Origin of the sequence: Aeromonas sp. S12(2024), from assembly GCF_041402305.1 — a bacterium.
In the GTDB taxonomy this organism is placed as follows: Bacteria; Pseudomonadota; Gammaproteobacteria; order Enterobacterales; family Aeromonadaceae; genus Aeromonas; species Aeromonas veronii.
The window spans coordinates 1-25094 of sequence record NZ_JBGLRB010000011.1 but is presented as its reverse complement, the minus strand read 5'-3'; the positions used below and the strand labels follow the sequence as shown (position 1 = coordinate 25094).

Genomic DNA, 25094 nt, shown 5'->3' with positions numbered 1-25094 from the left:
GGGATAGACCGATGAAACTGAATGCCAACGCCTCCTTGTTGAAGCTCAACACCCTTGCCCTCGATGCGTACTGCCTCTGGCTGGCCGAGGTGGAGCAGGTTGCCGATCTGGCGACCCTGCGTGCCGATCCGCAGTTCAACCAGCTGCCGCGCCTCAATCTGGGCGGCGGCAGCAACATGCTCTTCACCACCGATTTTCTCGGTCTGGTGGTGCTCAACCGGCTCAAGGGGATTACCGCTGAAGATGGTGGCGATCACTGGTTGCTCCATGTGGCGGCCGGTGAAGATTGGCATCAGCTGGTGCGCCATACCTTGCAACAGGGCTGGTTCGGGCTGGAGAATCTGGCGCTCATTCCCGGTACGGTCGGTGCCGCGCCGGTGCAGAACATCGGTGCCTATGGCGTTGAGCTGGCCGACTTCTGTTCCTATGTCGAGGCGTTCAACTGGCAGAGTGGCGAGATTGAGCGGATCGCGGCGGCAGAGTGCCGCTTCGGTTATCGCGACAGCATCTTCAAACACGAGTATCAGGATTCCCACCTGATCACCGCCGTCGGGCTCAAACTGCCCAAGGCGTGGCAACCTGTGCTCGGCTATGGCCCACTTGCGGCGCTCGGTGACGCGCCTTCGGCGCAGGCCATCTTCGATACCGTCTGTGCCACCCGCATGACCAAGTTGCCGGATCCCGCCGTACTCGGCAATGCGGGCAGCTTCTTCAAAAATCCGGTGGTGCCTGCCGCGCTGGCGGAGTCGCTCAAGTCGCGCTACCCGCAGATGCCCTGCTATCCGGCTGGAGAAGGGCAGGCCAAGCTGGCGGCGGGCTGGCTCATCGATCAGTGCGGTCTGAAAGGTTTCGCCATTGGCCGCGCCGCCGTCCATCAGGAGCAGGCGCTGGTGCTGGTCAATCTGGGGGGCGCCAGTGCCATGGAGCTGATCGCGCTGGCGGCTCATGTCCGCGACAGCGTGGAGCAGACGTTTGGCGTGGTGCTGGAGCATGAGGTGCGCTTTATGGGCGCGCACGGTGAAACCTGGCTCGACGAGGTGCTCTCATGACGTTGACTCCCATCAGACAGACCCTGATCACTCTGCTTAGCGACGGCCAGTTTCACTCCGGCGAACAGCTGGGTGAGCAGCTCGGCATCAGCCGGGCGGCGGTGAGCAAACACATGGCGGCGCTCAAGGAGCTGGGGCTGGATCTCTTTAGCCTGACCGGCAAGGGCTACCGGCTGGCGGTGCCGATGGCGCTCTATGATCAGGCTACCTTGCAGGCACTGGCCCCGATGGCGCCGGTGCACTGTTTTCCGGTCATTGGCTCGACCAACCAACACCTGCTGGATCGGGTCAATGAGCTGCGCTCTGGCGAGAGCTGTCTGGCCGAGTGCCAGACAGCCGGGCGCGGTCGTCGTGGCAAACCCTGGATTTCGCCGTTTGGTTGCCAGCTGATCCTCAGCATGTACTGGCGACTCGAACAAGGCATGGCGGCGGCCATGGGGCTGAGTCTGGCGGTCGGCGTGGCAGTGGTTGAAGCGCTGGAGTCCCTTGGCTATCAGGGGGTCGAGCTCAAGTGGCCGAACGACCTCTACTATCAGGGCCGCAAACTGGCGGGGATACTGGTGGAGATGAGCGGTAGCGCCGGGGCCAGCTGTCATCTGGTGATCGGCATCGGTCTCAATCTGGCGATGCCTGCCCGCGAAGGTGAGAAGATTGATCAGGCCTGGGCCGAGCTGCGCCACATCAATCCCGAGCTGGTCGATCGCAATCAACTGGCGGCCCGGATGATCGTCCATTTGCAGCGGGCGCTGCACACCTTTGAGCAGCAGGGGCTGGCAAGCTTTGTCGATGAGTGGAATCGGCTTGATCACTTTGCCGGCCGTCCGGTGCGCTTGCTGATGGGAGATCAGGAGATCCGCGGCATCGCTCGTGGCATCGACGATCGCGGCGCCCTGCGACTGGAGACAGGCGAGGGGATCAAATTCTATCTGGGCGGCGAGCTCTCCCTGCGCCGGGGCGACTGAGGGTCAGCAAGGCCGCTCATGATGCCAAACAGAAGAGGGGGCCTGCGGGCCCCCTCTTCGTTATCCGGCAATGGCTGTCATCATTTGCGCAGTTTGATCTGCTCGATGGCGTGCTCATGGCCCTTGGTCATGATCAGGTTGGCTCGCTCACGCGTTGGCAGGATATTTTCTTGCAAATTCAGATAGTTGATATCTTGCCAGATGTTGCTGGCGATCTGGGTCGCCTCACTCTCCGCCAGCTTGGCGTAGTTATGGAAGTAGGAGTCGGGATCCGAGAAGGCGCCGCTGCGGAATTTCAGGAAGCGTTCGATATACCAGGTACGCAGCAGTTCGGCATCGGCATCCACATAGATGGAGAAGTCGACGAAGTCCGACACGAAGACCCGATGGGGCTCCTGAGGGTAATCCATGCCGCTTTGCAGCACATTGAGCCCTTCCAGGATCAGGATGTCCGGCTGCTCCACCACCTTCTTCTCATCGGGAATGATGTCGTAGATAAGGTGGGAGTAAACCGGCGCTTCGACCTTCTCGTGACCAGCGCGGATGTTGGCGACAAACTCCACCAGATGGCGGATGTCGTAGGATTCCGGGAACCCCTTGCGGCGCATCAGGCCGCGCTCTTCCAGTACCTTGTTGGGATAGAGGAAGCCGTCGGTGGTGACCAGTTCTACCCGCGGGTGTTCCGGCCAGCGCTCCAGCAGGGCCTGCAAAATACGGGCCGTGGTGCTTTTGCCCCCGGCCACACTGCCGGCAATGCTGATGATATAGGTGCCCTTGCCACGGGACTGGCCGAGGAACTGCTCCAGCACCCGGCTGCGACGCTGTTTGGCTTTGACATAGAGATTGAGCAGGCGGGAGAGAGGCAGATATATCTCTTCCACTTCCCGCAATGACACCTTCTCGTTGATCCCGCGCAGGGTCTGCAGATCGTGTTCGGTCAGGGTCAGGGGGACCGAATCGCGCAATAACGCCCATTGTTCGCGGGTGAATTGCAGATAGGGGTTATGCTCTGTCGTCATGGTGTCATCACTGTTTCTTGGGCACGGCGACCATACACCAAGGGTGGGGGAGCGACAAGGGACGCAGCAGGATTGGCTTGTTTGCCCCCGCTTTTTTGCAAACTTCCCAGCAATAAAGCATATTTTGCCGGGTTCAATGGTTGCATCCCCCAAAACCTTACAATAAAATGCGCGACGCTTGACTGTCTGTCGTCTATTTGCCGTGCAAAAGCGATAAACACAACGGGTGCAAGCAGAATTACCGTTGTGACAATCTGGCGTCTGGAGGGGTTCCCGAGCGGCCAAAGGGATCAGACTGTAAATCTGACGGCTCTGCCTTCGAAGGTTCGAATCCTTCTCCCTCCACCATATTTCTCTGCGGTTTGAGTTCTTTGGGTTAGAGAAATGCGGGCATCGTATAATGGCTATTACCTCAGCCTTCCAAGCTGATGATGCGGGTTCGATTCCCGCTGCCCGCTCCAAGATGCTGATATGGCTCAGGCGTTAGCAGAGCCGCACCCTAGGGTGAGTTCGGCAAGCGAACCAGCCATCAGTACCTCTCTCTTTCCCACCAGATTCAAATCCATCATATAAACTGTTCTGTGGTTAGCTTGCCACCGCGTACTCAGCGTTAGTTTAGAGGGACGATCATGTCTAAAGAAAAATTTGAGCGTAATAAACCGCACGTTAACGTGGGTACCATCGGCCACGTTGACCACGGTAAAACCACCCTGACTGCAGCTATCACCAACGTGCTGGCCAAGCACTTCGGTGGTAAAGCTTTCGCCTTCGACCAGATCGACAAGGCACCGGAAGAGCGTGAGCGTGGTATCACCATCAACACCTCCCACGTAGAATACGACACCGCTACCCGTCACTACGCCCACGTAGATTGCCCGGGTCACGCCGACTACGTTAAAAACATGATCACCGGTGCTGCCCAGATGGACGGCGCGATCCTGGTAGTAGCAGCGACTGACGGCCCGATGCCGCAGACTCGTGAGCACATCCTGCTGGGTCGTCAGGTAGGCGTTCCGTACATCATCGTGTTCATGAACAAGTGTGACATGGTAGATGACGAAGAGCTGCTGGAACTGGTCGAGATGGAAGTTCGTGAACTGCTGTCCGAGTACGACTTCCCGGGTGATGACCTGCCGGTAGTTCGTGGTTCTGCACTGAAAGCGCTGGAAGGCGAAGCTCAGTGGGAAGAGAAGATCCTGGAACTGGCTGGCCACCTGGACAGCTACATTCCGGAGCCGGAGCGCGCGATTGACCAGCCGTTCCTGATGCCGATCGAAGACGTATTCTCTATCGCTGGCCGTGGTACTGTAGTTACCGGTCGTGTAGAGCGCGGTATCGTTAAAGTAGGTGAGACCGTAGAAATCGTTGGTATCAAAGATACCGTTTCTACCACCTGTACTGGTGTTGAAATGTTCCGCAAGCTGCTGGACGAAGGTCGTGCAGGCGAGAACATCGGCGCCCTGCTGCGTGGCGTGAAGCGTGAAGAAGTTGAACGTGGTCAGGTACTGGCCAAGCCGGGCACCATCAAGCCGCACACCAAGTTTGAATCTGAAGTGTACGTGCTGTCCAAAGAAGAAGGTGGTCGTCATACCCCGTTCTTCAAAGGCTACCGTCCGCAGTTCTACTTCCGTACTACCGACGTGACCGGTACCATCGAACTGCCGGAAGGCGTAGAGATGGTAATGCCGGGCGACAACATCAAGATGGTTGTTACCCTGATTGCGCCGATCGCGATGGACGACGGCCTGCGTTTCGCTATCCGTGAAGGTGGCCGTACCGTAGGTGCTGGTGTTGTAGCTAAAGTTATCGCTTAATCTTTGGCTTACATAAATAAAGCAAAGCCCCTATAATAGGGGCTTTCTTGTGTAGGGGCGTAGTTCGAATTGGTAGAACAGCGGTCTCCAAAACCGATGGTTGCGGGTTCGAGTCCTGCCGCCCCTGCCATATACCTCGTCTCGTACGGGGCTTTTGTGTCTTTGGTTACGTCAGATACAGGTGGGTTGTATGAGTGTTAGTTCTGAGAGCCAGGGCGGAAGCAAGGATACCCTGCTTTGGGGCCTGGTTTTCATTATCCTGGCGGCCGCTGTAGTGGGTAATTACCTGCTCAACGATGTTGTCGCTGCCGTCCGCGCCCTGGGTGTGGTCGTTGTCATTGCTGCTGCCGGTGCAGTAGCCCTGCAAACCACCAAGGGAAAGGCAACACTGGCATTCGCCCGTGAGTCTCGCCTGGAAGTCCGCAAGGTCGTATGGCCGACCCGTCAGGAAGCCATTCAGACAACCCTGATTGTGCTGGCGGTGACCGCCGTGATGGGGCTGCTGCTGTTCGTTCTGGACGGTGCCTTGGTCTGGTTGGTCAACCTGATTACCGGTGTGTAAGGATAAGCCATGACTGAACAACGTGAACAACGTATGAGATGGTATGTCGTGCAGGCTTTTTCCGGCTATGAAGGCCGTGTAGCCAAGTCCCTGCGCGAGCATATCAAGATGCATGGCATGGAAGACATGTTCGGTGAAGTACTGGTCCCGACCGAAGAAGTGGTCGAGATGCGTGCTGGCCAGAAGCGCAAGAGTGAGCGCAAGTTTTTCCCGGGTTATGTCCTGGTCCAGATGATCATGGATGAAACCACATGGCACCTGGTGCGTAACGTACCGCGTGTAATGGGCTTCATTGGCGGTACTTCCGACCGTCCGGCACCGATCTCCGACAAAGAGGCCGATGCCATCCTGAACCGTCTGCAGGATGCCCACGACAAGCCGCGTCCGAAAACCCTGTTTGAACCGGGCGAAATGGTGCGGGTTGCCGATGGTCCGTTTGCCGACTTCAACGGTACCGTTGAAGAGGTCGATTATGAGAAGAGCCGCGTGAAGGTCTCTGTACTGATCTTCGGTCGTTCTACTCCTGTTGAACTGGATTTTGGTCAGGTCGAAAAGGGCTGATTGAATTCTGTACGTTTAACGGTTGTCAGGGGCAGCGAATATCTCTATAATTCGCTGCCCCTTTATTAGTTGGGGAGCCGTTTGCAGGAGCAAGTCTCCGAGGCGCTAGAACCCATTTTTGAGGTATTTTCCTAATGGCTAAGAAAGTCACAGCTTATATCAAGCTGCAGGTTGCTGCTGGTGCAGCCAACCCGTCTCCTCCCGTTGGTCCTGCACTGGGTCAACACGGTGTTAACATCATGGAATTCTGTAAGGCGTTCAACGCTCGTACAGAGAAGCTGGAAAAAGGTTCACCGACTCCGGTCGTGATCACCGTTTACAGCGACCGTTCCTTCACCTTCGAAACCAAGACTCCGCCTGCTTCCTTCCTGCTGAAGAAAGCTGCTGGCATCAAGTCTGGTTCTTCCAAGCCGAACAAAGACAAGGTTGGTAAGGTGACCGTTGCCCAGCTGCAAGAAATCGCCAAGACCAAAGAGCCGGATATGACTGGTGCCGATCTGGATGCAAAAGTACGTTGCATCGCAGGCTCCGCTCGTTCCATGGGTCTGGTAGTGGAGGATTAAGACAATGGCTAAACTTTCCAAGCGTATGCGCGTTATTCGCGAAAAAGTTGACGGTACCAAAGAGTACTCCATCAACGAAGCCATTGCCCTGCTGAAAGAACTGGCTACCGCCAAGTTCGTTGAAAGCGTTGACGTTGCTGTCAACCTGGGTATCGACGCTCGTAAATCTGACCAGAACGTACGTGGTGCTACTGTACTGCCGCACGGTACCGGTCGTGATGTACGCGTTGCCGTATTTACCCAAGGTGCCAACGCCGAAGCAGCTAAAGCTGCCGGTGCTGACCTGGTAGGTATGGATGACCTGGCCGATCTGGTTAAGAAAGGCGAGATGAACTTCGACGTAGTTATCGCATCCCCGGATGCCATGCGCGTTGTTGGTCAACTGGGTCAAATCCTGGGCCCGCGCGGCCTGATGCCGAACCCGAAAGTTGGTACTGTAACTCCTAACGTTGCCGAAGCTGTCAAGAACGCCAAGGCTGGTCAGGTTCGTTACCGTAACGACAAGAATGGTATCATCCATACCACTCTGGGTAAGGTTTCTTTCAACGAAGTTCAGCTGAAAGAAAACTTGGAAGCTCTGCTGGTTGCCCTGAAAAAAGGCAAGCCCTCTTCCGCCAAAGGTCAATTCATCAAGAAAGTCAGCATCTCCACCACCATGGGTGCCGGTGTTGCCGTAGACCAAGCTTCTCTGGAAGCTCAGGCCTAATTGATGGGTTTTACAAGGCGCAAAATTTAATCTATAATTTTGCGCCTTGATTGGTTGGGGGTTTCGACCTCCGTCCAAGACCGCAGGAGGCTGCAAAGCCTTAATGTTTCCTGCGTAGACGGTGCCGGAAACCCAGCGAGAAAGATTCTTTCTCTTCTGGAATCCTGCTACCGCATCGTTCCCCTCTGTTGTAAAGGTAGGGGGGATGTGTCAGTACTGGGTCAATAGACCCGGATTCAATCCAGGAGTTAAGCCAATGGCATTGGGACTCGAAGACAAAAAGGCAATTGTTGCTGAAGTCAACGAAGCTGCCAAAGGCGCTCTTTCTGCAGTTGTTGCCGATTCTCGCGGTGTAACTGTAGACAAGATGACCGTCCTGCGTAAAACCGCTCGTGAAGCCGGTGTGTACATGCGCGTTGTGCGTAACACCCTGCTGCGTCGCGCGGTAGAAGGTACCGAATACGAGTGCCTGAACGACGCATTTACCGGTCCTACCTTGATTGCTTTCTCTAACGAACACCCGGGCGCTGCTGCTCGTCTGTTCAAAGAGTTTGCCAAAGCGAACCAAAAGTTCGAAATCAAGGCTGGCGCTTTTAACGGTGAGTTTATCGCCGCAGCACAAATTGATCGTCTGGCCACGCTGCCGACTTACGAAGAAGCAATTGCGAAGTTGATGGCGACTATGAAAGAAGCCTCTGCTGGCAAGCTGGTTCGTACTATCGCTGCTGTTCGCGACCAGAAACAAGCTGCTGCTTGATTCTCGCCTATTTAGGCTGTTTGAGTTTATTCAACATCAGGAATTTTTGTCATGTCTATCACTAAAGACCAAATCATCGAAGCCGTTGCTTCCATGTCCGTAATGGAAGTTGTTGAGCTGATCGAAGCTATGGAAGAGAAGTTCGGTGTTTCTGCCGCTGCTGCCGTAATGGCTGGCCCGGCTGCTGCTGAAGCAGTAGAAGAGAAGACCGAGTTCGACGTAGTTCTGACTGCTGCTGGCGCCAACAAAGTTGCCGTTATCAAAGCCGTTCGTGGCGCTACCGGTCTGGGCCTGAAAGAAGCCAAAGACCTGGTAGAAGCTGCTCCGGCTAACCTGAAGGAAGGCGTGTCCAAGGACGAAGCTGAAGCTCTGAAGAAAGAGCTGGAAGCTGCCGGTGCTTCTGTTGAGATCAAATAATCTGCATTTATGTAGATTAGCCTGATAAAACAGGCTAGGGCTGGTGAATTTTTGTTCACCAGCCTTTTTGCGCTGTAGACTGAGAGCATTTCACACCGTTTACGACTCTCGGTGCACCAGCAATCCGGACTGTCTTCTTTCGTCCGGGCCAACACAAAACGGTGTTGAGACAGAGCTGTCCCGCGGGACAGAGTGGGTCACTTATCAGCGAGCTGAGGAACCCTATGGTTTACTCTTATACCGAAAAAAAACGCATTCGTAAGGACTTCGGTAAGCGAGACCAGGTACTGGACACGCCTTATCTGTTGTCCATTCAGCTGGACTCCTTCAAGCAGTTCATCGAGGCTGACCCGGAAGGTGAATATGGCCTAGAGGCCGCTTTCCGTAGCGTTTTCCCGATCACCAGTTACTCCGGTAGTGCTGAGCTTCAGTATGTCAGCTATCGCCTGGGTGAGCCGGTATTTGACGTAAAAGAATGCCAGATCCGTGGAGTGACCTACTCCGCGCCGCTGCGTGTCAAGCTTCGTATGGTTCTGTACGACCGTGAAGCAGCTGCCGGCACCGTCAAAGACATCAAGGAACAAGAAGTATACATGGGCGAAATTCCGCTCATGACCGAGAACGGCACCTTTGTTATCAATGGTACCGAGCGGGTTATCGTCTCCCAGCTGCACCGCAGCCCGGGCGTCTTCTTCGACCACGATAAAGGCAAAACTCATTCATCCGGTAAGGTACTGTATAACGCTCGCGTTATCCCCTACCGTGGCTCCTGGCTGGACTTCGAGTTCGATGCGAAAGACAACCTGTTTGTCCGTATCGACCGTCGTCGCAAACTGCCAGCATCCATTATTCTGCGCGCCCTGGACTTCACTTCCGAACAAATCCTGGCCACCTTCTTCGAGACCATCGGTTTTGAAGTAAAAGATGGCAAGTTGATGATGGATCTGGTGCCGGAGCGTCTGCGTGGTGAAACTGCGACCTTTGACATCGTGGCCAATGGCGCCGTGGTGGTTGAGACCGGTCGTCGTGTGACTGCGCGTCACATCCGTCAGTTGGAAAAAGACGCCGTTACCCAGATTGAGGTACCGGTTGAGTATGTTGTTGGCAAAGTTGCTGCCAAGGACTACGCACATCCGCAAACTGGCGAGATGGTCGTGACCGCCAACCAGGCGTTGAGCCTGGAAGCGATCGCCAACCTGTCCCAAGCCGGCTTCAAGCATTTCGAGGTTCTGTTCACCAACGAACTGGATCACGGTGCTTACATGTCCGAGACCCTGCGTGTCGACTCCAGCTCCAACCGTTTGGAAGCGCTGGTCGAGATCTATCGCATGATGCGTCCGGGCGAGCCGCCTACTCGCGAAGCTGCAGAACAGCTGTTCGAAAACCTGTTCTTCTCCGCCGAGCGTTACGACCTGTCTACCGTAGGTCGGATGAAGTTCAACCGCCGTCTGGGTCGTGAAGACGAGACTGGCGCGGGTGTGCTGACCAAAGACGACATCGTCGATGTGATGAAGCGCCTGATCGACATCCGTAACGGTAACGACGAAGTGGACGATATCGACCACTTGGGTAACCGTCGTATCCGTTCTGTCGGTGAAATGGCTGAAAACCAGTTCCGCGTCGGTCTGGTGCGTGTCGAGCGTGCGGTCAAGGAGCGTCTCTCCCTGGGCGACCTGGACACCCTGATGCCGCAGGATCTGATCAACGCCAAGCCGATCTCCGCCGCAGTCAAAGAGTTCTTTGGTTCCAGCCAGCTGTCCCAGTTTATGGACCAGAACAACCCGCTCTCCGAAGTGACCCACAAGCGTCGTATCTCCGCGCTGGGCCCGGGCGGTTTGACTCGTGAGCGTGCCGGCTTTGAAGTCCGAGACGTACACCCGACCCACTACGGTCGTCTGTGCCCTATCGAGACTCCTGAAGGTCCGAACATCGGTCTGATCAACTCTCTGTCCGTGTACTCTCGTACCAACGAGTACGGTTTCCTCGAGACCCCGTACCGCAAGGTCATTGACGGTGTGATCACCGACGAAGTGGACTACCTGTCTGCTATTGAAGAAGGCAAGTACGTGATCGCACAGGCTAACGCCGCGACCACCGAAGATGGCCGTCTGAAAGATGAATTGATCCCGTGCCGTCACAAAGGTGAATCCACCTTTATGAACGCCGACCAGATCCAGTATATGGACGTGAGCCCGCAGCAGATCGTATCTGTGGCAGCCGCTCTGATCCCGTTCCTGGAACACGATGACGCGAACCGCGCATTGATGGGTTCAAACATGCAACGTCAGGCTGTACCGACTCTGCGTGCTGACAAGCCGCTGGTAGGTACTGGTATGGAACGCGCTGTGGCCGTTGACTCCGGTGTAACCGTAGTAGCCAAGCGTGGCGGCGTAATCGACTATGTCGATGCCTCCCGTATCGTCCTGAAGGTCAATGAAGATGAGCTGATGCCAGGCGAAGCCGGTATCGACATCTACAACCTGACCAAATACACCCGTTCCAACCAGAACACCTGTATCAACCAGCGTCCTTGCGTGATGTTGGGTGAGCCGGTGATGGCTGGCGACGTACTGGCTGACGGCCCGTCCACCGATCTGGGTGAACTGGCACTGGGTCAGAACATGCGCGTCGCTTTCATGCCGTGGAACGGTTACAACTTTGAAGACTCGATCCTGGTGAACGAGCGTGTTGTTCAGGAAGATCGCCTGACCACCATCCATATCCAGGAACTGGCCTGTATCTCCCGTGACACCAAGCTGGGTCCGGAAGAGATCACTGCTGACATCCCGAACGTGGGTGAGGCCGCTCTGTCCAAGCTGGACGAGTCCGGTATCGTCTATGTGGGTGCCGAAGTGAAGGGCGGCGACATTCTGGTCGGTAAGGTAACCCCGAAAGGTGAAACCCAGCTGACGCCGGAAGAGAAGCTGCTGCGCGCCATCTTCGGTGAGAAGGCGTCCGATGTGAAGGACTCCTCCCTGCGTGTACCGAACGGTGTGTACGGTACCGTGGTTGACGTGCAAGTCTTTACCCGCGATGGCGTGGAAAAAGACAAGCGCGCCAAAGAAATCGAAGAGATGCAGCTGAAGGAAGCGAAGAAGGACTTGACCGAAGAGTTCAAGATCCTGGAAGACGGCATTTTCGGCCGCTCCCGCAACCTGCTGCTGGCCGCCGGTTACAGCGAAGATCGTCTGAACAAGCTCGATCGCTCCAAGTGGTTTGAACTGGCCATCGAAGACGAAGGCAAGCAGACCGAACTGGAACAGATCGCTGAACAGCACGTTGAGCTGAAAGCCGAGTTCGACAAGAAATTCGAGAACAAGCGTCGCAAGATTATCCAGGGTGATGATCTGGCACCGGGCGTACTGAAAATCGTCAAGGTTTATCTGGCAGTCAAGCGTCGCATCCAGCCGGGTGACAAGATGGCGGGCCGTCACGGTAACAAGGGTGTTATCTCCAAGATCTGTCCGGTCGAGGATATGCCTCATGACGAGTTCGGCCGTCCGGTCGACATCGTACTGAACCCGTTGGGCGTACCATCCCGTATGAACATCGGTCAGATCCTCGAAGTGCACCTGGGCCTTGCGGCCAAGGGTATCGGCGAGAAGATCGATCGCATGGTCAAAGAGCAGCGCGAGCTGCACGAGATGCGCAACTTCCTGCAACAGGTCTATGACCTGGGCGAGAAGGACACCCAGCAAGTGAACATCGCCGAACTGTCTGACGACGACGTACGTACCCTGGTGGGTAACCTGCGTAAGGGTCTGCCGGTTGCTACTCCGGTCTTTGATGGTGCCAAAGAGCGCGAAATCAAAGCCCTGCTGAAGCTGGCTGATCTGCCGGAGTCCGGTCAGATTGATCTGTTTGATGGCCGTACCGGTAACCGCTTCGAGCGTAAAGTAACCGTTGGTTACATGTACATGCTCAAGCTGAACCACTTGGTCGACGACAAGATGCACGCGCGTTCTACCGGTTCTTACAGCTTGGTTACCCAGCAGCCGCTGGGTGGTAAGGCTCAGTTCGGTGGTCAGCGTTTCGGTGAGATGGAAGTGTGGGCCCTGGAGGCTTACGGTGCGGCATATACCCTGCAGGAAATGCTGACCGTCAAGTCTGACGATGTGAATGGCCGTACCAAGATGTATAAGAACATCGTGGATGGCGACCACCGTATGGAGCCGGGCATGCCCGAATCCTTCAACGTATTGCTGAAGGAAATCCGCTCTCTGGGTATCAACATCGAGCTGGACGAAGAGTAAGAGCTCGCTCTTATTGTTCGAGAATTGACGTGGGCGCCCCGCTGTTTTGGCAGCCGGGGCGCCGAGGTTAGACTCCTGACAGGGGAAACACGTGAAAGACTTACTCAAGTTTTTGAAGGCTCAGACCAAGACCGAAGAGTTTGACAGTATCAAGATCGGTCTGGCCTCTCCTGACATGATCCGCTCCTGGTCATTCGGTGAGGTCAAAAAGCCTGAGACCATCAACTACCGGACTTTCAAGCCGGAGCGTGATGGTCTGTTCTGCGCCCGTATCTTCGGACCGGTGAAGGACTACGAGTGTCTGTGCGGCAAGTACAAGCGCCTGAAACACCGTGGTGTGATCTGTGAGAAGTGCGGCGTTGAAGTGACCCAGACCAAGGTCCGTCGTGAGCGTATGGGCCACATCGAGCTGGCCAGCCCGACTGCCCACATCTGGTTCCTGAAGTCCCTGCCGTCCCGTATCGGTCTGCTGCTGGACATGACCCTGCGCGACATCGAGCGCGTGCTCTACTTCGAATCTTTCGTCGTAATCGAGCCGGGCATGACCAACCTCGAACGCAGCCAGATGCTCTCTGAAGAGCAGTACCTGGATGCGCTGGAAGAGTGGGGCGACGAATTTGACGCCAAGATGGGTGCCGAAGCAATCCTGGCATTGCTGCGCGCTATCGATCTGGAAGGTGAAGTCAAAACCATGCGTGAGGAGCTGGATCAAACCAACTCCGAGACCAAGCGCAAGAAGACCACCAAGCGTCTGAAGCTGATGGAAGCTTTCCTGCAGTCCGGCAACAAGCCGGAGTGGATGATCATGACAGTGCTGCCTGTGCTGCCGCCGGACCTGCGTCCGCTGGTACCGCTGGACGGCGGCCGTTTCGCGACTTCCGATCTGAACGATCTGTACCGTCGCGTGATCAACCGTAACAACCGCTTGAAGCGTCTGCTGGATCTGGCGGCTCCGGACATCATCGTGCGCAACGAAAAGCGTATGTTGCAAGAGTCCGTCGATGCGCTGCTGGATAACGGCCGTCGCGGTCGTGCCATCACCGGTTCCAACAAGCGCCCGCTGAAATCCCTGGCCGACATGATCAAGGGTAAGCAGGGTCGTTTCCGTCAGAACTTGCTCGGTAAGCGTGTCGACTACTCCGGTCGTTCCGTTATCACCGTAGGCCCTACTCTGCGTCTGCATCAGTGCGGTCTGCCGAAGAAGATGGCGCTGGAACTGTTCAAGCCGTTCATCTATGGCAAGCTGGAAACCCGCGGTCTGGCGACCACGATCAAGGCCGCCAAGAAGATGGTGGAGCGCGAGGAAGCTGTCGTTTGGGATATCCTGGACGAAGTGATCCGCGAACACCCGGTTCTGCTGAACCGTGCACCGACTCTGCACCGTCTGGGTATCCAGGCATTCGAACCGACTCTGGTCGAAGGCAAGGCAATCCAGCTGCACCCGCTGGTTTGTGCTGCGTATAACGCGGACTTCGATGGTGACCAGATGGCTGTTCACGTACCGCTGACCCTGGAAGCCCAGCTGGAAGCGCGTGCGCTGATGATGTCTACCAACAACATCCTGTCGCCTGCATCCGGTGAGCCGATCATCGTTCCTTCTCAGGACGTGGTCTTGGGTCTCTACTACATGACCCGTGCCCGTATCAACGCCAAAGGCGAAGGTATGGTGCTGGCCGGCCCGAAAGAAGCCGAGAAAGTATATCGCGCCGGTCTGGCCGACCTGCATGCTCGCGTCAAGTGCCGCATCACCGAGTACGTGAAGAACGAAGCCGGTGAACTGGTTGCCAAGACCGAGATGAAGAACACCACCGTTGGTCGTGCGATCCTGAGCCTGATCCTGCCGAAAGGCATGGAATACGCCCTGATCGACGAGCCGAAGGTGCTGACTGCTGCAGAACAGGCTGATCTGGATGCCAATCCGCAGAACTGGATCAAGTGCGTATCCAACAAGGCGCTGGGCAAAAAGCTCATCTCCCGTCTGCTGAACACCTGCTATCGCAAGCAGGGCCTGAAGGACACCGTTATCTTCGCTGACCAGCTGATGTATACCGGTTTCCACTACGCGGCCCTGTCCGGTGCTTCCGTTGGTATCGATGACATGGTCATCCCGGATGCCAAGAAAGACATCATCGCAGCAGCCGAAGCCGAAGTTGCCGAGATCCAGGACCAGTTCCTGTCAGGTCTGGTAACTGCGGGCGAGCGTTACAACAAGGTTATCGATATCTGGGCCAGCGCCAACGAGCGCGTCTCCAAGGCCATGATGGAGAACTTGTCCAAAGAGCGTAACGTCAACTCGCTGGGTGAAGAAGAAGAGCAGGCCTCGTTCAACAGCATCTTTATGATGGCCGACTCTGGTGCGCGTGGTTCCGCCGCCCAGATCCGTCAGCTGGCCGGTATGCGTGGCCTGATGGCCAAGCCGGATGGCTCCATCATCGAGACCCCGATCATCGCGAACTTCCGAGAAGGTCTGAACGTACTGCAGTACTTTATCTCTACCCACGGTGCTCGTAAGGGTCTGGCGGATACTGCACTGAAGACTGCGAACTCCGGTTACCTGACTCGTCGTCTGGTAGACGTGGCGCAAGACATGGTGATCACCGAGGACGATTGCGGCACTACCGACGGTCTGTGGATGACTCCGCTGATCGAGGGTGGCGACGTGGTCGAGCCGCTGCGTGAGCGCGTGCTGGGTCGTGTGGTGGCAGAAGATGTCATCAAGCCGGGTACCGAGGACGAGATCCTGGTTGCTCGCAACACCCTGCTCGACGAGCAGCTGTGTGACCTGCTGGAACGCAACTCCGTTGACCGTGTGAAGGTGCGTTCTGCCATCACCTGTGAAACTGACTTCGGTAACTGTGCTCACTGCTACGGCCGTGATCTGGCCCGTGGTCACTTGGTTAACAAGGGTGAGGCTGTCGGTGTTATCGCCGCCCAGTCCATCGGTGAACCGGGTACCCAGCTGACGATGCGTACTTTCCACATCGGTGGTGCTGCATCTCGTGCCGCTGCTGAAAGCAGCATCCAGGTCAAGAACACCGGTACCATCAAGCTGCAGAACGCCAAGTTCGTTCACAACAGCGATGACAAACTGGTTATCACCTCACGTTCTACCGAACTGACCATCATGGACGACATGGGCCGTACCAAGGAAAGCCACAAGCTGCCTTACGGTTCCGTGCTGGAAGTGAAGGACGGCCAGGCCGTGAGTGCTGGCGAGACCGTTGCCAATTGGGATCCGCACACCCACCCGATCATCACCGAAGTGGCAGGTCGCCTGCAGTTCGAACACATGATCGATGGCGTGACCATCACTCGTCAGACCGACGAGCTGACCGGTCTCTCTTCTATCGTCGTACTGGACGTCAACGAGCGTCCGAGCGCCGGTAAAGAGATGCGTCCGACCGTTAAACTGGTCGACCTGAACGGCAAAGATGTGATGATCCCGGGTACCGATGTAGCCGCCCAGTACTTCCTGCCGGGCAAGGCGATCGTGAACCTGGAAGATGGTGCCAACGTGGGCGTGGGTGACGCGGTAGCGCGTATCCCGCAAGAGTCCGGCGGTACCAAGGACATCACCGGTGGTTTGCCGCGCGTTGCGGATCTGTTCGAAGCACGTCAACCGAAGGAACCGGCAATTCTGGCCGAGATCTCCGGTACCATCTCCTTCGGGAAAGAGACCAAGGGCAAACGCCGTCTGGTCATCACCCCGACCGATGGTGGCAACGTCTACGAAGAGATGATTCCGAAGTGGCGTAACCTGAACGTGTTCGAAGGTGAAAAAGTTGAGAAGGGTGAAGTGCTGGCGGACGGTCCTGAGTCTGCTCACGACATCCTGCGTCTGCGCGGTATCAGCCCGGTCGCCAACTACATCGCCAACGAAGTGCAGGACGTTTACCGTCTGCAAGGCGTTAAGATCAACGACAAGCACATCGAAGTCATCGTTCGTCAGATGCTGCGCAAGTGCGAGATCCTGAGCGCTGGCGATACCGATCTGATCGAAGGCGAACAGGTTGAAGTGGCTCGTGTGAAGATTGCCAACCGTAAGCTGGTTGCCGAGGGCAAGACCCCTGCGACCTACCGTCATGTACTGATGGGTATTACCAAGGCATCTCTGAGCACCGAGTCCTTCATCTCCGCGGCTTCCTTCCAGGAAACCACTCGCGTTCTGACCGAAGCCGCCGTAGGTGGCAAGCGTGATGAACTGCGTGGTCTGAAAGAGAACGTCATCGTGGGTCGTCTGATCCCGGCTGGTACCGGCTTTGCCTACCACCACAGCCGGATCAACCAGCGTGCCGCCGCAGCTCGTGCTGTTGGTACCCCGCAGGTGACCGCTGATGAAGCGGAGCAGAACCTGGCGGATCTGCTGAACGCAGCCGGTAGCTTCGACGAAGAGTAACTCGTCATCCGTGATTAAAAAGGGCTCCTTCAAGGAGCCCTTTTTGTTGGCCAATTCCTCGGCAAAGGTAGACGCAGCGCGGGTTTCAGGATGATCCAGAGCAAAGTTGTAGAGTAAAAAATCAAAAAAAGTTGACTTTACTCCCCTGCAATTTAAAACTCGGGAAAGTTGAATGGTTATTACAGGGGTAGAACATGACTGTCGGTATCGAGGAAGCCATGCTTCCCGAAGAACAGCTGATCAGCCGCACTTTTACAGATGAAGACAGGGAATTGTTGCGCTCATACGATGGGCTCATCGATGGTTTGGCCGAGCTGTTCGGCAAGCATTGTGAAGTGGTACTCCACTCCCTGGAAAATCTGCACGAGTCGGTGATCAAGATCGCCAACGGCTTCAATACCGGACGCACCCTCGGGGCGCCCATCACCGATCTCGCCCTGCGCATGCTCAAGGACATCGAGAGCACCGGCCAGGATTACACCCAGAGCTATTTCGCTCGCAGCCGTACCGGCGCGCTGATGAAGTCGAGCACCATCGCCATTCGCAACAGCGAGCGGCAAGTTGTGGGGCTTATCTGCATCAACCTGCACATCAATGCGCCTTTCCACGAGTTCGTTGCCGAATTTTTCCCGACGCCCCAGCAGGCGGCGCGCCAGTCACCAGAGACCTTTGCCAACAGCGTGGAAGAGCTGGTTGCCCAGACGGTGGATAACACCATCGACGAGATCAATCGCGATCCCACCGTGGCCAACAATGCCAAGAATCGCTTCATCGTGACCCAGCTGTTCGAGAAGGGCATTTTCGATATCAAGGATTCGATCAATCTGGTGGCTGACAAACTCAATATTTCAAAACATACCGTTTATCTTTACATCCGACAGCGCAAGCAGGGTGAAGACGAGAACGAGTAACTCATTCCAGAAGGGGATAGATGAATGGCTAAAGAAGTGATTGCAACCGACAAGGCGCCTGCCGCGATTGGTCCGTATGTTCAGGCTACCAAGGTTGGCGAGATGATCTTCACCTCCGGGCAGATCCCGCTCGATCCTGCCACCATGGAAATCGTGGCTGGCGGCATTGAAGAGCAGGCCGAACGGGTGATGAAGAACCTGGTTGCCGTGTTGCACGCTGCCGGTGCCGATGCCAGCAAAGTGGTCAAAACCACCTGCTTCCTGAGCGACATGAACAACTTCGTTGCCTTCAACCAGGTCTATGCCCGCTACTTTGGCGATGCAGCGCCAGCCCGCTCCTGCGTGGAGGTGGCCCGTCTGCCGAAAGATGTGCTGGTCGAGGTCGAGGCGATTGCCCATCTCTGATCAACAGATCGAATCAAGCCCCTCCTGGCAGGGGCTTTTTTGTTTTTGGCGTAAAATGGACCGGGTCAGCACAGGAGTCCTGCTATGAGTCTGAGTTTTGCCATCCTGGTCACGGGGCCCGCCTATGGCACCCAATCGGCCAGCACAGCCTATCGTTTTGCCCGCACCCTGTTGGCACAGGGGCATACCTTGTCCCACCTGTTCTTCTATCAGGACGGGGTCTGCAACGGCAACGGTTTGCATCTGCCTGCATCCGATGAGACTGACCTGGTGCGTCTGTGGCGAGAGCTGGCAGCAGAGCAGGGGATCCGTATCGACGTCTGCGTCGCCGCTGCCATGCGACGCGGTGTGCTCGATGAACAGGAAGCCAAGGGGGCAGGGCAGGTACACTTCAATCTGCAAGCGCCATTTTGTCTGAGCGGTCTGGGCCAGTTGGCCGAGGCGGCGCTCACCGCCGATCGACTGGTTCAGTTTTAGGGGGAGTCATGAGCAAGAAAATCGCCTTTATCTGCAGTCGTGGCCCCCATGGCCATGCCGCCGGCCGGGAAGGACTGGATGCCTTGTTGGCCACCTCGGCCATGAGCGATGAGCTGGCGCTCTTCCTGATTGGGGACGGTGTGCTGCAACTGCTCAAGGAGCAGCAGCCTGCCGCCATTTTACAGCGCCACTACGCACCTACCTTCAAGATGCTGGAACTCTACGACATCGAAGAGGTCTATGTTTGTGCTGACTCGCTGGCAGAGCGTGGCGTGACTGTGGATGATCTGCTGATCCCCGTCGAGAGTCTACCGCGCCAGGAACTGGCTCGGCGCTGGGCACAATGTTCGACTCACATCAGCTTTTGAGGTCTCCATGTTGCATCTGATATTGAACTCCCCTTTTCAGAGTCAGGCTCTGGCAGAGGCGCTCTCATACCTTCAGCCCGAGGATGAGCTGGTACTGATGCAGGATGCCGTGATTGCGGCATCGGCTCCCCAGTGGAGCGCGCGGCTGGCGGGTATCCCGCTTTATGTGATGCAGGAAGATCTGCAAGCTCGCGGTTTGCAGCATCGGGTGGGTAATGTGCTCGATATGGCGGGTCTGGTGGCACTGATTGCGCAAAAAGGTTCCCCGCGCACCTGGGGTGGCTGAGAAGCACATTTCCAAGAAAATTCAAGATGATGTCGTGAAATCAAACGGATCCGAATTGCCCTTTTGTGACGCAAATTGTATAAATCTTGACTCCCCAGACAACAGGGCATAAAATTTCGCGTCCCCGTATCTGCGGGGAGGATTTTCCACACGTTTATGAAGTCATTATCAGGAGCCTTTTGATGGCAACTATTAACCAGTTGGTTCGCAAGCCACGCATCAAGCTCGTTGTGAAAAGCAACGTGCCGGCGCTGGAAGCGTGCCCTCAGAAGCGTGGCGTATGCACTCGTGTATATACCACCACCCCGAAGAAGCCTAACTCTGCACTGCGTAAAGTGTGCCGTGTACGTCTGACCAACGGCTTCGAAGTCACCTCCTACATCGGTGGTGAAGGTCACAACCTGCAAGAGCACTCTGTTGTTCTGATCCGTGGCGGTCGTGTAAAAGACTTGCCAGGTGTTCGTTATCACACCGTTCGTGGTGCGTTGGACTGTGCCGGTGTTAAAGACCGTAAGCAGGCTCGCTCCAAGTATGGCGTGAAGCGTCCTAAAGCTTAATGGTTCTCCGTTAAGTAAGGCCAAACGTTAATTCGTTTCTAGTTAGATAGCTTTCTAGTTTTGGGTAATCCCTGAAGTTACGGAGAATTTGAAATGCCAAGACGTCGTGTTGTTGGTCAGCGTAAAATCCTGCCAGATCCCAAGTTCGGATCAGAGCTGCTGGCTAAATTTGTCAACGTAGTAATGGTTGACGGTAAGAAATCTGTTGCAGAAGCCATTGTTTATGGCGCCCTGGACATCATTGCCACCAAATCTGGCAAAGAGCACCTGGCCGTATTCGAAGAAGCTCTGGATAACATTCGTCCGGCGGTCGAGGTTAAATCTCGTCGCGTCGGTGGTGCAACCTATCAGGTGCCGGTAGAAGTTCGTCCGGTACGTCGCAATGCCCTGGCAATGCGCTGGTTGGTTGATGCCGCTCGTAAACGTGGTGAAAAATCAATGGCTCAGCGTCTGGCTGGCGAGCTGCTGGATGCCGCTGACAATAAGGGTTCGTCTGTCAAGAAACGTGAAGACGTTCACCGTATGGCTGAAGCGAACAAAGCCTTCGCTCACTTCCGCTGGTAATCCGCTTGCGCAGGGTCTTTTGACTCTGCGCACCTTTAATTATCTAGGGACAAGCGCCTTAGTAAGAGGATGACAATGGCTCGTACAACCCCCATTGAGCGTTATCGTAACATCGGTATCTCCGCTCACATTGACGCCGGTAAGACTACTACTACCGAGCGTGTACTGTTTTACACCGGTGTAAGTCACAAGATCGGTGAAGTTCACGATGGCGCTGCCACCATGGACTGGATGGAACAGGAACAAGAGCGTGGTATCACCATCACCTCAGCCGCGACCACCGCTTTCTGGTCCGGTATGGGTAAACAGTTCCAACCGCACCGTATCAACATCATCGATACCCCGGGCCACGTTGACTTTACTATCGAAGTAGAGCGTTCAATGCGTGTTCTGGACGGTGCCGTGATGGTGTACTGTGCCGTAGGTGGCGTACAGCCACAGTCTGAAACCGTATGGCGTCAGGCTAACAAGTACAAGGTTCCCCGTATCGCGTTCGTCAACAAGATGGACCGTACCGGCGCCAACTTCCTGCGCTGCGTTGAGCACATCAAGACCCGTCTGAAAGGTACTCCGGTTCCCCTTCAGCTGAACATCGGCTCTGAAGAGAACTTCAAGGGCGTTGTTGACCTGGTCAAGATGAAAGCCATCAACTGGAATGAAGCTGATCAGGGCGTATCCTTCGATTACGAAGACGTCCCGGCCGAGTTGCTGGAACAGGCGCAAGAAATGCGCATGAATCTGGTTGAAGCCGCTGCTGAAGCGTCTGAAGACCTGATGGAAAAATACCTGGGCGGCGAAGAGCTGACCGAGGAAGAGATCAAAGGTGCTCTGCGTCAGCGCGTGCTGAACAACGAAATCATCCTGGTAACCTGTGGCTCCGCGTTCAAGAACAAGGGCGTACAGGCAATGCTGGATGCCGTGATTGAGTACCTGCCGGCTCCGACCGACGTTGCTGCTATCGACGGCCTGAAAATGGACGGCGAGACCAAAGACGAGCGTCACGCTTCTGATGACGAGCCGTTCTCTGCTCTGGCGTTCAAGATCGCTACCGACCCGTTCGTTGGTAACCTGACCTTCTTCCGTGTCTACTCTGGCGTGATCAACTCCGGTGACACCGTGCTGAACTCCGTCAAGGACAAGCGCGAGCGTTTTGGCCGTATCGTTCAGATGCATGCCAACAAGCGTGAAGAGATCAAAGAAGTACGCGCTGGTGACATCGCTGCTGCCATCGGTCTGAAAGACGTGACCACTGGTGACACCCTGTGTGACCCGAACGCACCGATCATCCTCGAGCGTATGGAATTCCCGGAGCCGGTAATTTCTATCGCGGTTGAGCCGAAAACCAAGGCTGACCAGGAGAAGATGGGCCTGGCACTGGGCCGTCTGGCTCAGGAAGATCCGTCCTTCCGCGTATGGACTGACGAAGAGTCAGGTCAAACCATCATCGCTGGTATGGGTGAGCTGCACCTGGACATCATCGTTGACCGTATGCGTCGCGAGTTCAAGGTTGAAGCCAACGTAGGTAAGCCGCAGGTTGCCTACCGTGAAACCATCCGTACCACCGTTAAAGACATCGAAGGCAAGCATGCCAAGCAGTCTGGTGGTCGCGGTCAGTACGGTCATGTTGTTATCGACATGTACCCGCTGGAAGAAGGCAAAGCCTACGAATTCGTCAACGACATCAAAGGTGGTGTCATTCCTGGTGAATTCATCCCGGGTGTTGATAAAGGTATCCGTGAGCAGCTCAAATCTGGTCCGCTGGCTGGTTACCCGGTTATGGATCTGGGTGTGCGTCTGCACTTCGGTTCTTACCACGATGTCGACTCTTCCGAACTGGCGTTCAAAATCGCTGCTTCCATGGCCTTTAAGGCTGGCTTCATGAAAGCCAACCCGGTTCTGCTCGAACCGATCATGAAAGTAGAAGTTGAAACTCCGGAAGATTACATGGGCGATGTTATCGGTGACCTGAACCGTCGTCGTGGCCTGATCGAAGGTATGGAAGATGGTCCGTCCGGCAAGATCGTACGTGCTCTGGTGCCGCTGGCCGAAATGTTCGGTTATGCAACTGCACTGCGTTCCGCTACCCAGGGTCGTGCTTCCTACGCCATGGAATTCGCCAAGTATCACGATGCACCGACCAACGTTGCACAAGCCGTGATCGAAGAGCGCAAATCCAAGTAATTTAAGATTCCCCGCCTACGACGGTAGGCGGGTTTAACCTAGAAGGACTACGTCGTGTCTAAAGAAAAATTTGAGCGTAATAAACCGCACGTAAACGTCGGCACCATCGGCCACGTTGACCACGGTAAAACCACCCTGACTGCAGCTATCACCAACGTGCTGGCCAAGCACTTCGGTGGTAAAGCTTTCGCCTTCGACCAGATCGACAAGGCACCGGAAGAGCGTGAGCGTGGTATCACCATCAACACCTCCCACGTAGAATACGACACCGCTACCCGTCACTACGCCCACGTAGATTGCCCGGGTCACGCCGACTACGTTAAAAACATGATCACCGGTGCTGCCCAGATGGACGGCGCGATCCTGGTAGTAGCAGCGACTGACGGCCCGATGCCGCAGACTCGTGAGCACATCCTGCTGGGTCGTCAGGTTGGTATCCCGTACATGATCGTGTTCATGAACAAGTGTGACATGGTTGATGACGAAGAGCTGCTCGAACTGGTTGAGATGGAAGTTCGTGAACTGCTGACCGAGTACGACTTCCCGGGTGATGACCTGCCGGTAGTTCGTGGTTCCGCACTGAAAGCGCTGGAAGGCGACGCTCAGTGGGAAGAGAAGATCATCGAGCTGGCTGGCCACCTGGATACCTACATCCCGGAGCCGGAGCGCGCGATTGACCAGCCGTTCCTGATGCCTATCGAAGACGTATTCTCTATCGCTGGCCGTGGTACCGTAGTTACCGGTCGTGTAGAGCGCGGTATCGTTAAAGTAGGTGAGACTGTAGAAATCGTTGGTATCAAAGATACCGTTTCTACCACCTGTACCGGTGTAGAAATGTTCCGCAAGCTGCTGGACGAAGGTCGTGCAGGCGAGAACATCGGCGCGCTGCTGCGTGGTGTTAAGCGTGAAGACGTAGAGCGTGGTCAGGTACTGGCCAAGCCGGGTTCTATCAAGCCGCACACCAAGTTCGAATCTGAAGTGTACGTACTGTCCAAAGAAGAAGGTGGTCGTCATACCCCGTTCTTCAAAGGCTACCGTCCGCAGTTCTACTTCCGTACTACCGACGTGACCGGTACCATCGAGCTGCCGGAAGGCGTAGAGATGGTAATGCCGGGCGACAACATCAAAATGGTTGTTACCCTGATTGCTCCGATCGCGATGGACGACGGCCTGCGTTTCGCTATCCGTGAAGGTGGCCGTACCGTAGGTGCTGGTGTTGTAGCTAGCGTAATCGCCTAATCGATTCGTTATATACAAGCATGAAAAGGGGTGGCTTCGGCCACCCCTTTTATTTTTGGGGCTATTTATGGCCTGTGAGATACTGGGCAAAACCATTGATAGAGGTAGTTTCCGTGAGCAACCCCGCCATTTTTCTGGATCGTGACGGTGTCATCAATGAAGACACTGGCTATGTCAGTCAGGTCGATGATTTTCATTTTCTGCCCGGAGTCATAGACGCCCTGCAGCTCCTCAAAAAGAAAGGCTATCTGCTGGTTGTCGTCACTAACCAGTCCGGAATCGCCCGCGGCTACTTCAGTGAAGATGACTTCATGAATCTGACTGAATGGATGGATTGGTCACTGGCTGATCGGGATGTGGATCTCGATGGTATCTACTTCTGCCCCCATCATCCGGATCACGGCGCCCCCTGTGATTGCCGCAAACCGGAGCCAGGCATGCTGCTGTTGGCGCAACAGGAACTGGGGATCGACATGAGTCGTTCCTATATGGTGGGTGACAAGCCCTCTGATCTGAAAGCTGCCATCAATGCCGGGGTTGGTCACAAGATCATGGTCAGAACCGGCAAGCCGGTGACCGAAACGGGTAGTGCGCTGGCCGACGCTCTCTATGACAATCTGCACGATTTTGCTGTTGCGGTGCCTGCAGTGCGCTGATTTCGCCGGTTTAATATGCCAATTGGTGGCTTTGTGAGCGAACAAACAGCAAAAGCCATCTTTTTGCAATTATCTGCTTGCCAGAAAGAATCTGTTCCCTATAATGCGCCTCCATCGACAGGGCAAGCGGCAACGCAGAAAGCCAAGTCGGTAACCTCGAAAAGCCTTTGAAAATAAGGCTTGACTCGAGAAGGCGGTTGAGTAGAATTCCACTCCCGCAGCAACACACTGTTGCGTCGCTCTTTAACAATTTGAATCAAGCAATCTGTGTGGGCACTCGCAGCATCGAACATCAAAAACAATTTTTGATTTTCAATGTCTGGTGAAGTGACCAAGACGATTTCTTAGCAATAAGAAGTCGAACAGTTTATTTCAGCAATTCATTGAGCCG

The 25094-nt window shown here is 55.5% G+C and carries 22 protein-coding genes and 3 tRNA genes; 24 read left to right on the top strand and 1 reads right to left on the bottom strand.

All coding sequences use genetic code 11. The features are described 5' to 3' along the window. Positions 1–11: 11 nt before the first annotated feature. Positions 12–1049 carry a UDP-N-acetylmuramate dehydrogenase gene (gene murB, locus ACB035_RS11895; RefSeq protein WP_335841927.1) on the top strand — a complete coding sequence of 346 codons (1038 nt, stop codon included), beginning with the start codon at positions 12–14 and terminating at the stop codon, positions 1047–1049. Then, positions 1046–2011, top strand: a complete 966-nt coding sequence (gene birA / locus ACB035_RS11890; RefSeq protein WP_021231448.1) for a bifunctional biotin--[acetyl-CoA-carboxylase] ligase/biotin operon repressor BirA — start codon at positions 1046–1048, stop codon at positions 2009–2011. Before murB ends, birA begins: the two co-directional genes overlap by 4 nt. Positions 2012–2091: 80 nt before the next feature. Here the strand turns inward: birA and coaA are convergent, their stop codons facing one another. Continuing rightward, on the bottom strand, positions 2092–3030 hold the full coding sequence (gene coaA, locus ACB035_RS11885; RefSeq protein ID WP_005339877.1) for a type I pantothenate kinase: 939 nt from the start codon (positions 3028–3030) through the stop codon (positions 2092–2094). 263 nt (positions 3031–3293) lie between these two features. Here coaA and ACB035_RS11880 point away from each other — a divergent pair. The 22 genes from ACB035_RS11880 to gmhB all read left to right on the top strand — a co-directional run bounded on the left by ACB035_RS11880 (position 3294) and on the right by gmhB (position 24703). Continuing rightward, positions 3294–3378 (top strand) — tRNA-Tyr (locus ACB035_RS11880). A 38-nt stretch (positions 3379–3416) separates the two neighbouring features. Further along, positions 3417–3491, top strand: a tRNA-Gly gene (locus ACB035_RS11875). 168 nt (positions 3492–3659) lie between these two features. Then, positions 3660–4844 carry an elongation factor Tu gene (gene tuf, locus ACB035_RS11870; RefSeq protein ID WP_005341825.1) on the top strand — a complete coding sequence of 395 codons (1185 nt, stop codon included), beginning with the start codon at positions 3660–3662 and terminating at the stop codon, positions 4842–4844. Positions 4845–4897: 53 nt separating this feature from the next. Further along, positions 4898–4974, top strand: a tRNA-Trp gene (locus ACB035_RS11865). 60 nt (positions 4975–5034) lie between these two features. Continuing rightward, positions 5035–5406, top strand: a complete 372-nt coding sequence (secE, locus tag ACB035_RS11860) for a preprotein translocase subunit SecE (RefSeq protein WP_005306322.1) — start codon at positions 5035–5037, stop codon at positions 5404–5406. Between the two features lie 9 nt (positions 5407–5415). Then, positions 5416–5967: a transcription termination/antitermination protein NusG gene (gene nusG / locus ACB035_RS11855; protein ID WP_005306318.1), complete on the top strand. Its 552-nt coding sequence runs from the start codon at positions 5416–5418 to the stop codon at positions 5965–5967. A gap of 134 nt (positions 5968–6101) precedes the next feature. Beyond that, positions 6102–6530: a 50S ribosomal protein L11 gene (rplK, locus tag ACB035_RS11850; RefSeq protein WP_005339887.1), complete on the top strand. Its 429-nt coding sequence runs from the start codon at positions 6102–6104 to the stop codon at positions 6528–6530. Positions 6531–6534: 4 nt separating this feature from the next. Further along, positions 6535–7236, top strand: coding sequence for a 50S ribosomal protein L1 (gene rplA, locus ACB035_RS11845; RefSeq protein ID WP_005339888.1), 702 nt, complete (start codon positions 6535–6537; stop codon positions 7234–7236). 256 nt (positions 7237–7492) lie between these two features. Further along, positions 7493–7993: a 50S ribosomal protein L10 gene (gene rplJ / locus ACB035_RS11840; protein WP_005339895.1), complete on the top strand. Its 501-nt coding sequence runs from the start codon at positions 7493–7495 to the stop codon at positions 7991–7993. 51 nt (positions 7994–8044) lie between these two features. Continuing rightward, positions 8045–8410, top strand: coding sequence for a 50S ribosomal protein L7/L12 (rplL, locus tag ACB035_RS11835; protein ID WP_005306304.1), 366 nt, complete (start codon positions 8045–8047; stop codon positions 8408–8410). A 224-nt stretch (positions 8411–8634) separates the two neighbouring features. Continuing rightward, positions 8635–12663 (top strand): DNA-directed RNA polymerase subunit beta, encoded by a 4029-nt coding sequence (gene rpoB / locus ACB035_RS11830; protein ID WP_005339897.1) that lies wholly within the window; start codon positions 8635–8637, stop codon positions 12661–12663. Between the two features lie 91 nt (positions 12664–12754). Further along, positions 12755–17059, top strand: a complete 4305-nt coding sequence (gene rpoC, locus ACB035_RS11825) for a DNA-directed RNA polymerase subunit beta' (RefSeq protein ID WP_371167348.1) — start codon at positions 12755–12757, stop codon at positions 17057–17059. Positions 17060–17253: 194 nt separating this feature from the next. After that, positions 17254–17970 (top strand): transcriptional regulator, encoded by a 717-nt coding sequence (locus ACB035_RS11820; protein ID WP_005339902.1) that lies wholly within the window; start codon positions 17254–17256, stop codon positions 17968–17970. Positions 17971–17994: 24 nt separating this feature from the next. After that, positions 17995–18375 carry a RidA family protein gene (locus tag ACB035_RS11815; protein ID WP_005339904.1) on the top strand — a complete coding sequence of 127 codons (381 nt, stop codon included), beginning with the start codon at positions 17995–17997 and terminating at the stop codon, positions 18373–18375. Positions 18376–18459: 84 nt separating this feature from the next. Next, positions 18460–18852, top strand: a complete 393-nt coding sequence (gene tusD / locus ACB035_RS11810) for a sulfurtransferase complex subunit TusD (protein WP_042054810.1) — start codon at positions 18460–18462, stop codon at positions 18850–18852. 8 nt (positions 18853–18860) lie between these two features. Then, a complete protein-coding gene (gene tusC / locus ACB035_RS11805; RefSeq protein WP_368152836.1) occupies positions 18861–19220 on the top strand; it encodes a sulfurtransferase complex subunit TusC in 360 nt (119 codons plus the stop codon). A 7-nt stretch (positions 19221–19227) separates the two neighbouring features. Next, the gene (tusB, locus tag ACB035_RS11800) at positions 19228–19506 is read left to right on the top strand and encodes a sulfurtransferase complex subunit TusB (protein WP_005339909.1); all 279 of its coding nucleotides are present in this window, start codon (positions 19228–19230) and stop codon (positions 19504–19506) included. A 182-nt stretch (positions 19507–19688) separates the two neighbouring features. Continuing rightward, positions 19689–20063: a 30S ribosomal protein S12 gene (rpsL, locus tag ACB035_RS11795; protein WP_005306278.1), complete on the top strand. Its 375-nt coding sequence runs from the start codon at positions 19689–19691 to the stop codon at positions 20061–20063. Positions 20064–20156: 93 nt separating this feature from the next. Beyond that, entirely contained in the window at positions 20157–20627 is a 471-nt protein-coding gene (gene rpsG / locus ACB035_RS11790) for a 30S ribosomal protein S7 (RefSeq protein WP_005339911.1), read from the top strand. Between the two features lie 75 nt (positions 20628–20702). Further along, a complete protein-coding gene (fusA, locus tag ACB035_RS11785) occupies positions 20703–22808 on the top strand; it encodes an elongation factor G (RefSeq protein ID WP_021229318.1) in 2106 nt (701 codons plus the stop codon). Between the two features lie 54 nt (positions 22809–22862). Then, positions 22863–24047 (top strand): elongation factor Tu, encoded by a 1185-nt coding sequence (gene tuf / locus ACB035_RS11780; protein WP_005339879.1) that lies wholly within the window; start codon positions 22863–22865, stop codon positions 24045–24047. A 113-nt stretch (positions 24048–24160) separates the two neighbouring features. Further along, positions 24161–24703 (top strand): D-glycero-beta-D-manno-heptose 1,7-bisphosphate 7-phosphatase, encoded by a 543-nt coding sequence (gene gmhB, locus ACB035_RS11775; protein ID WP_371167347.1) that lies wholly within the window; start codon positions 24161–24163, stop codon positions 24701–24703. The last annotated feature ends 391 nt before the right edge of the window (positions 24704–25094 follow it).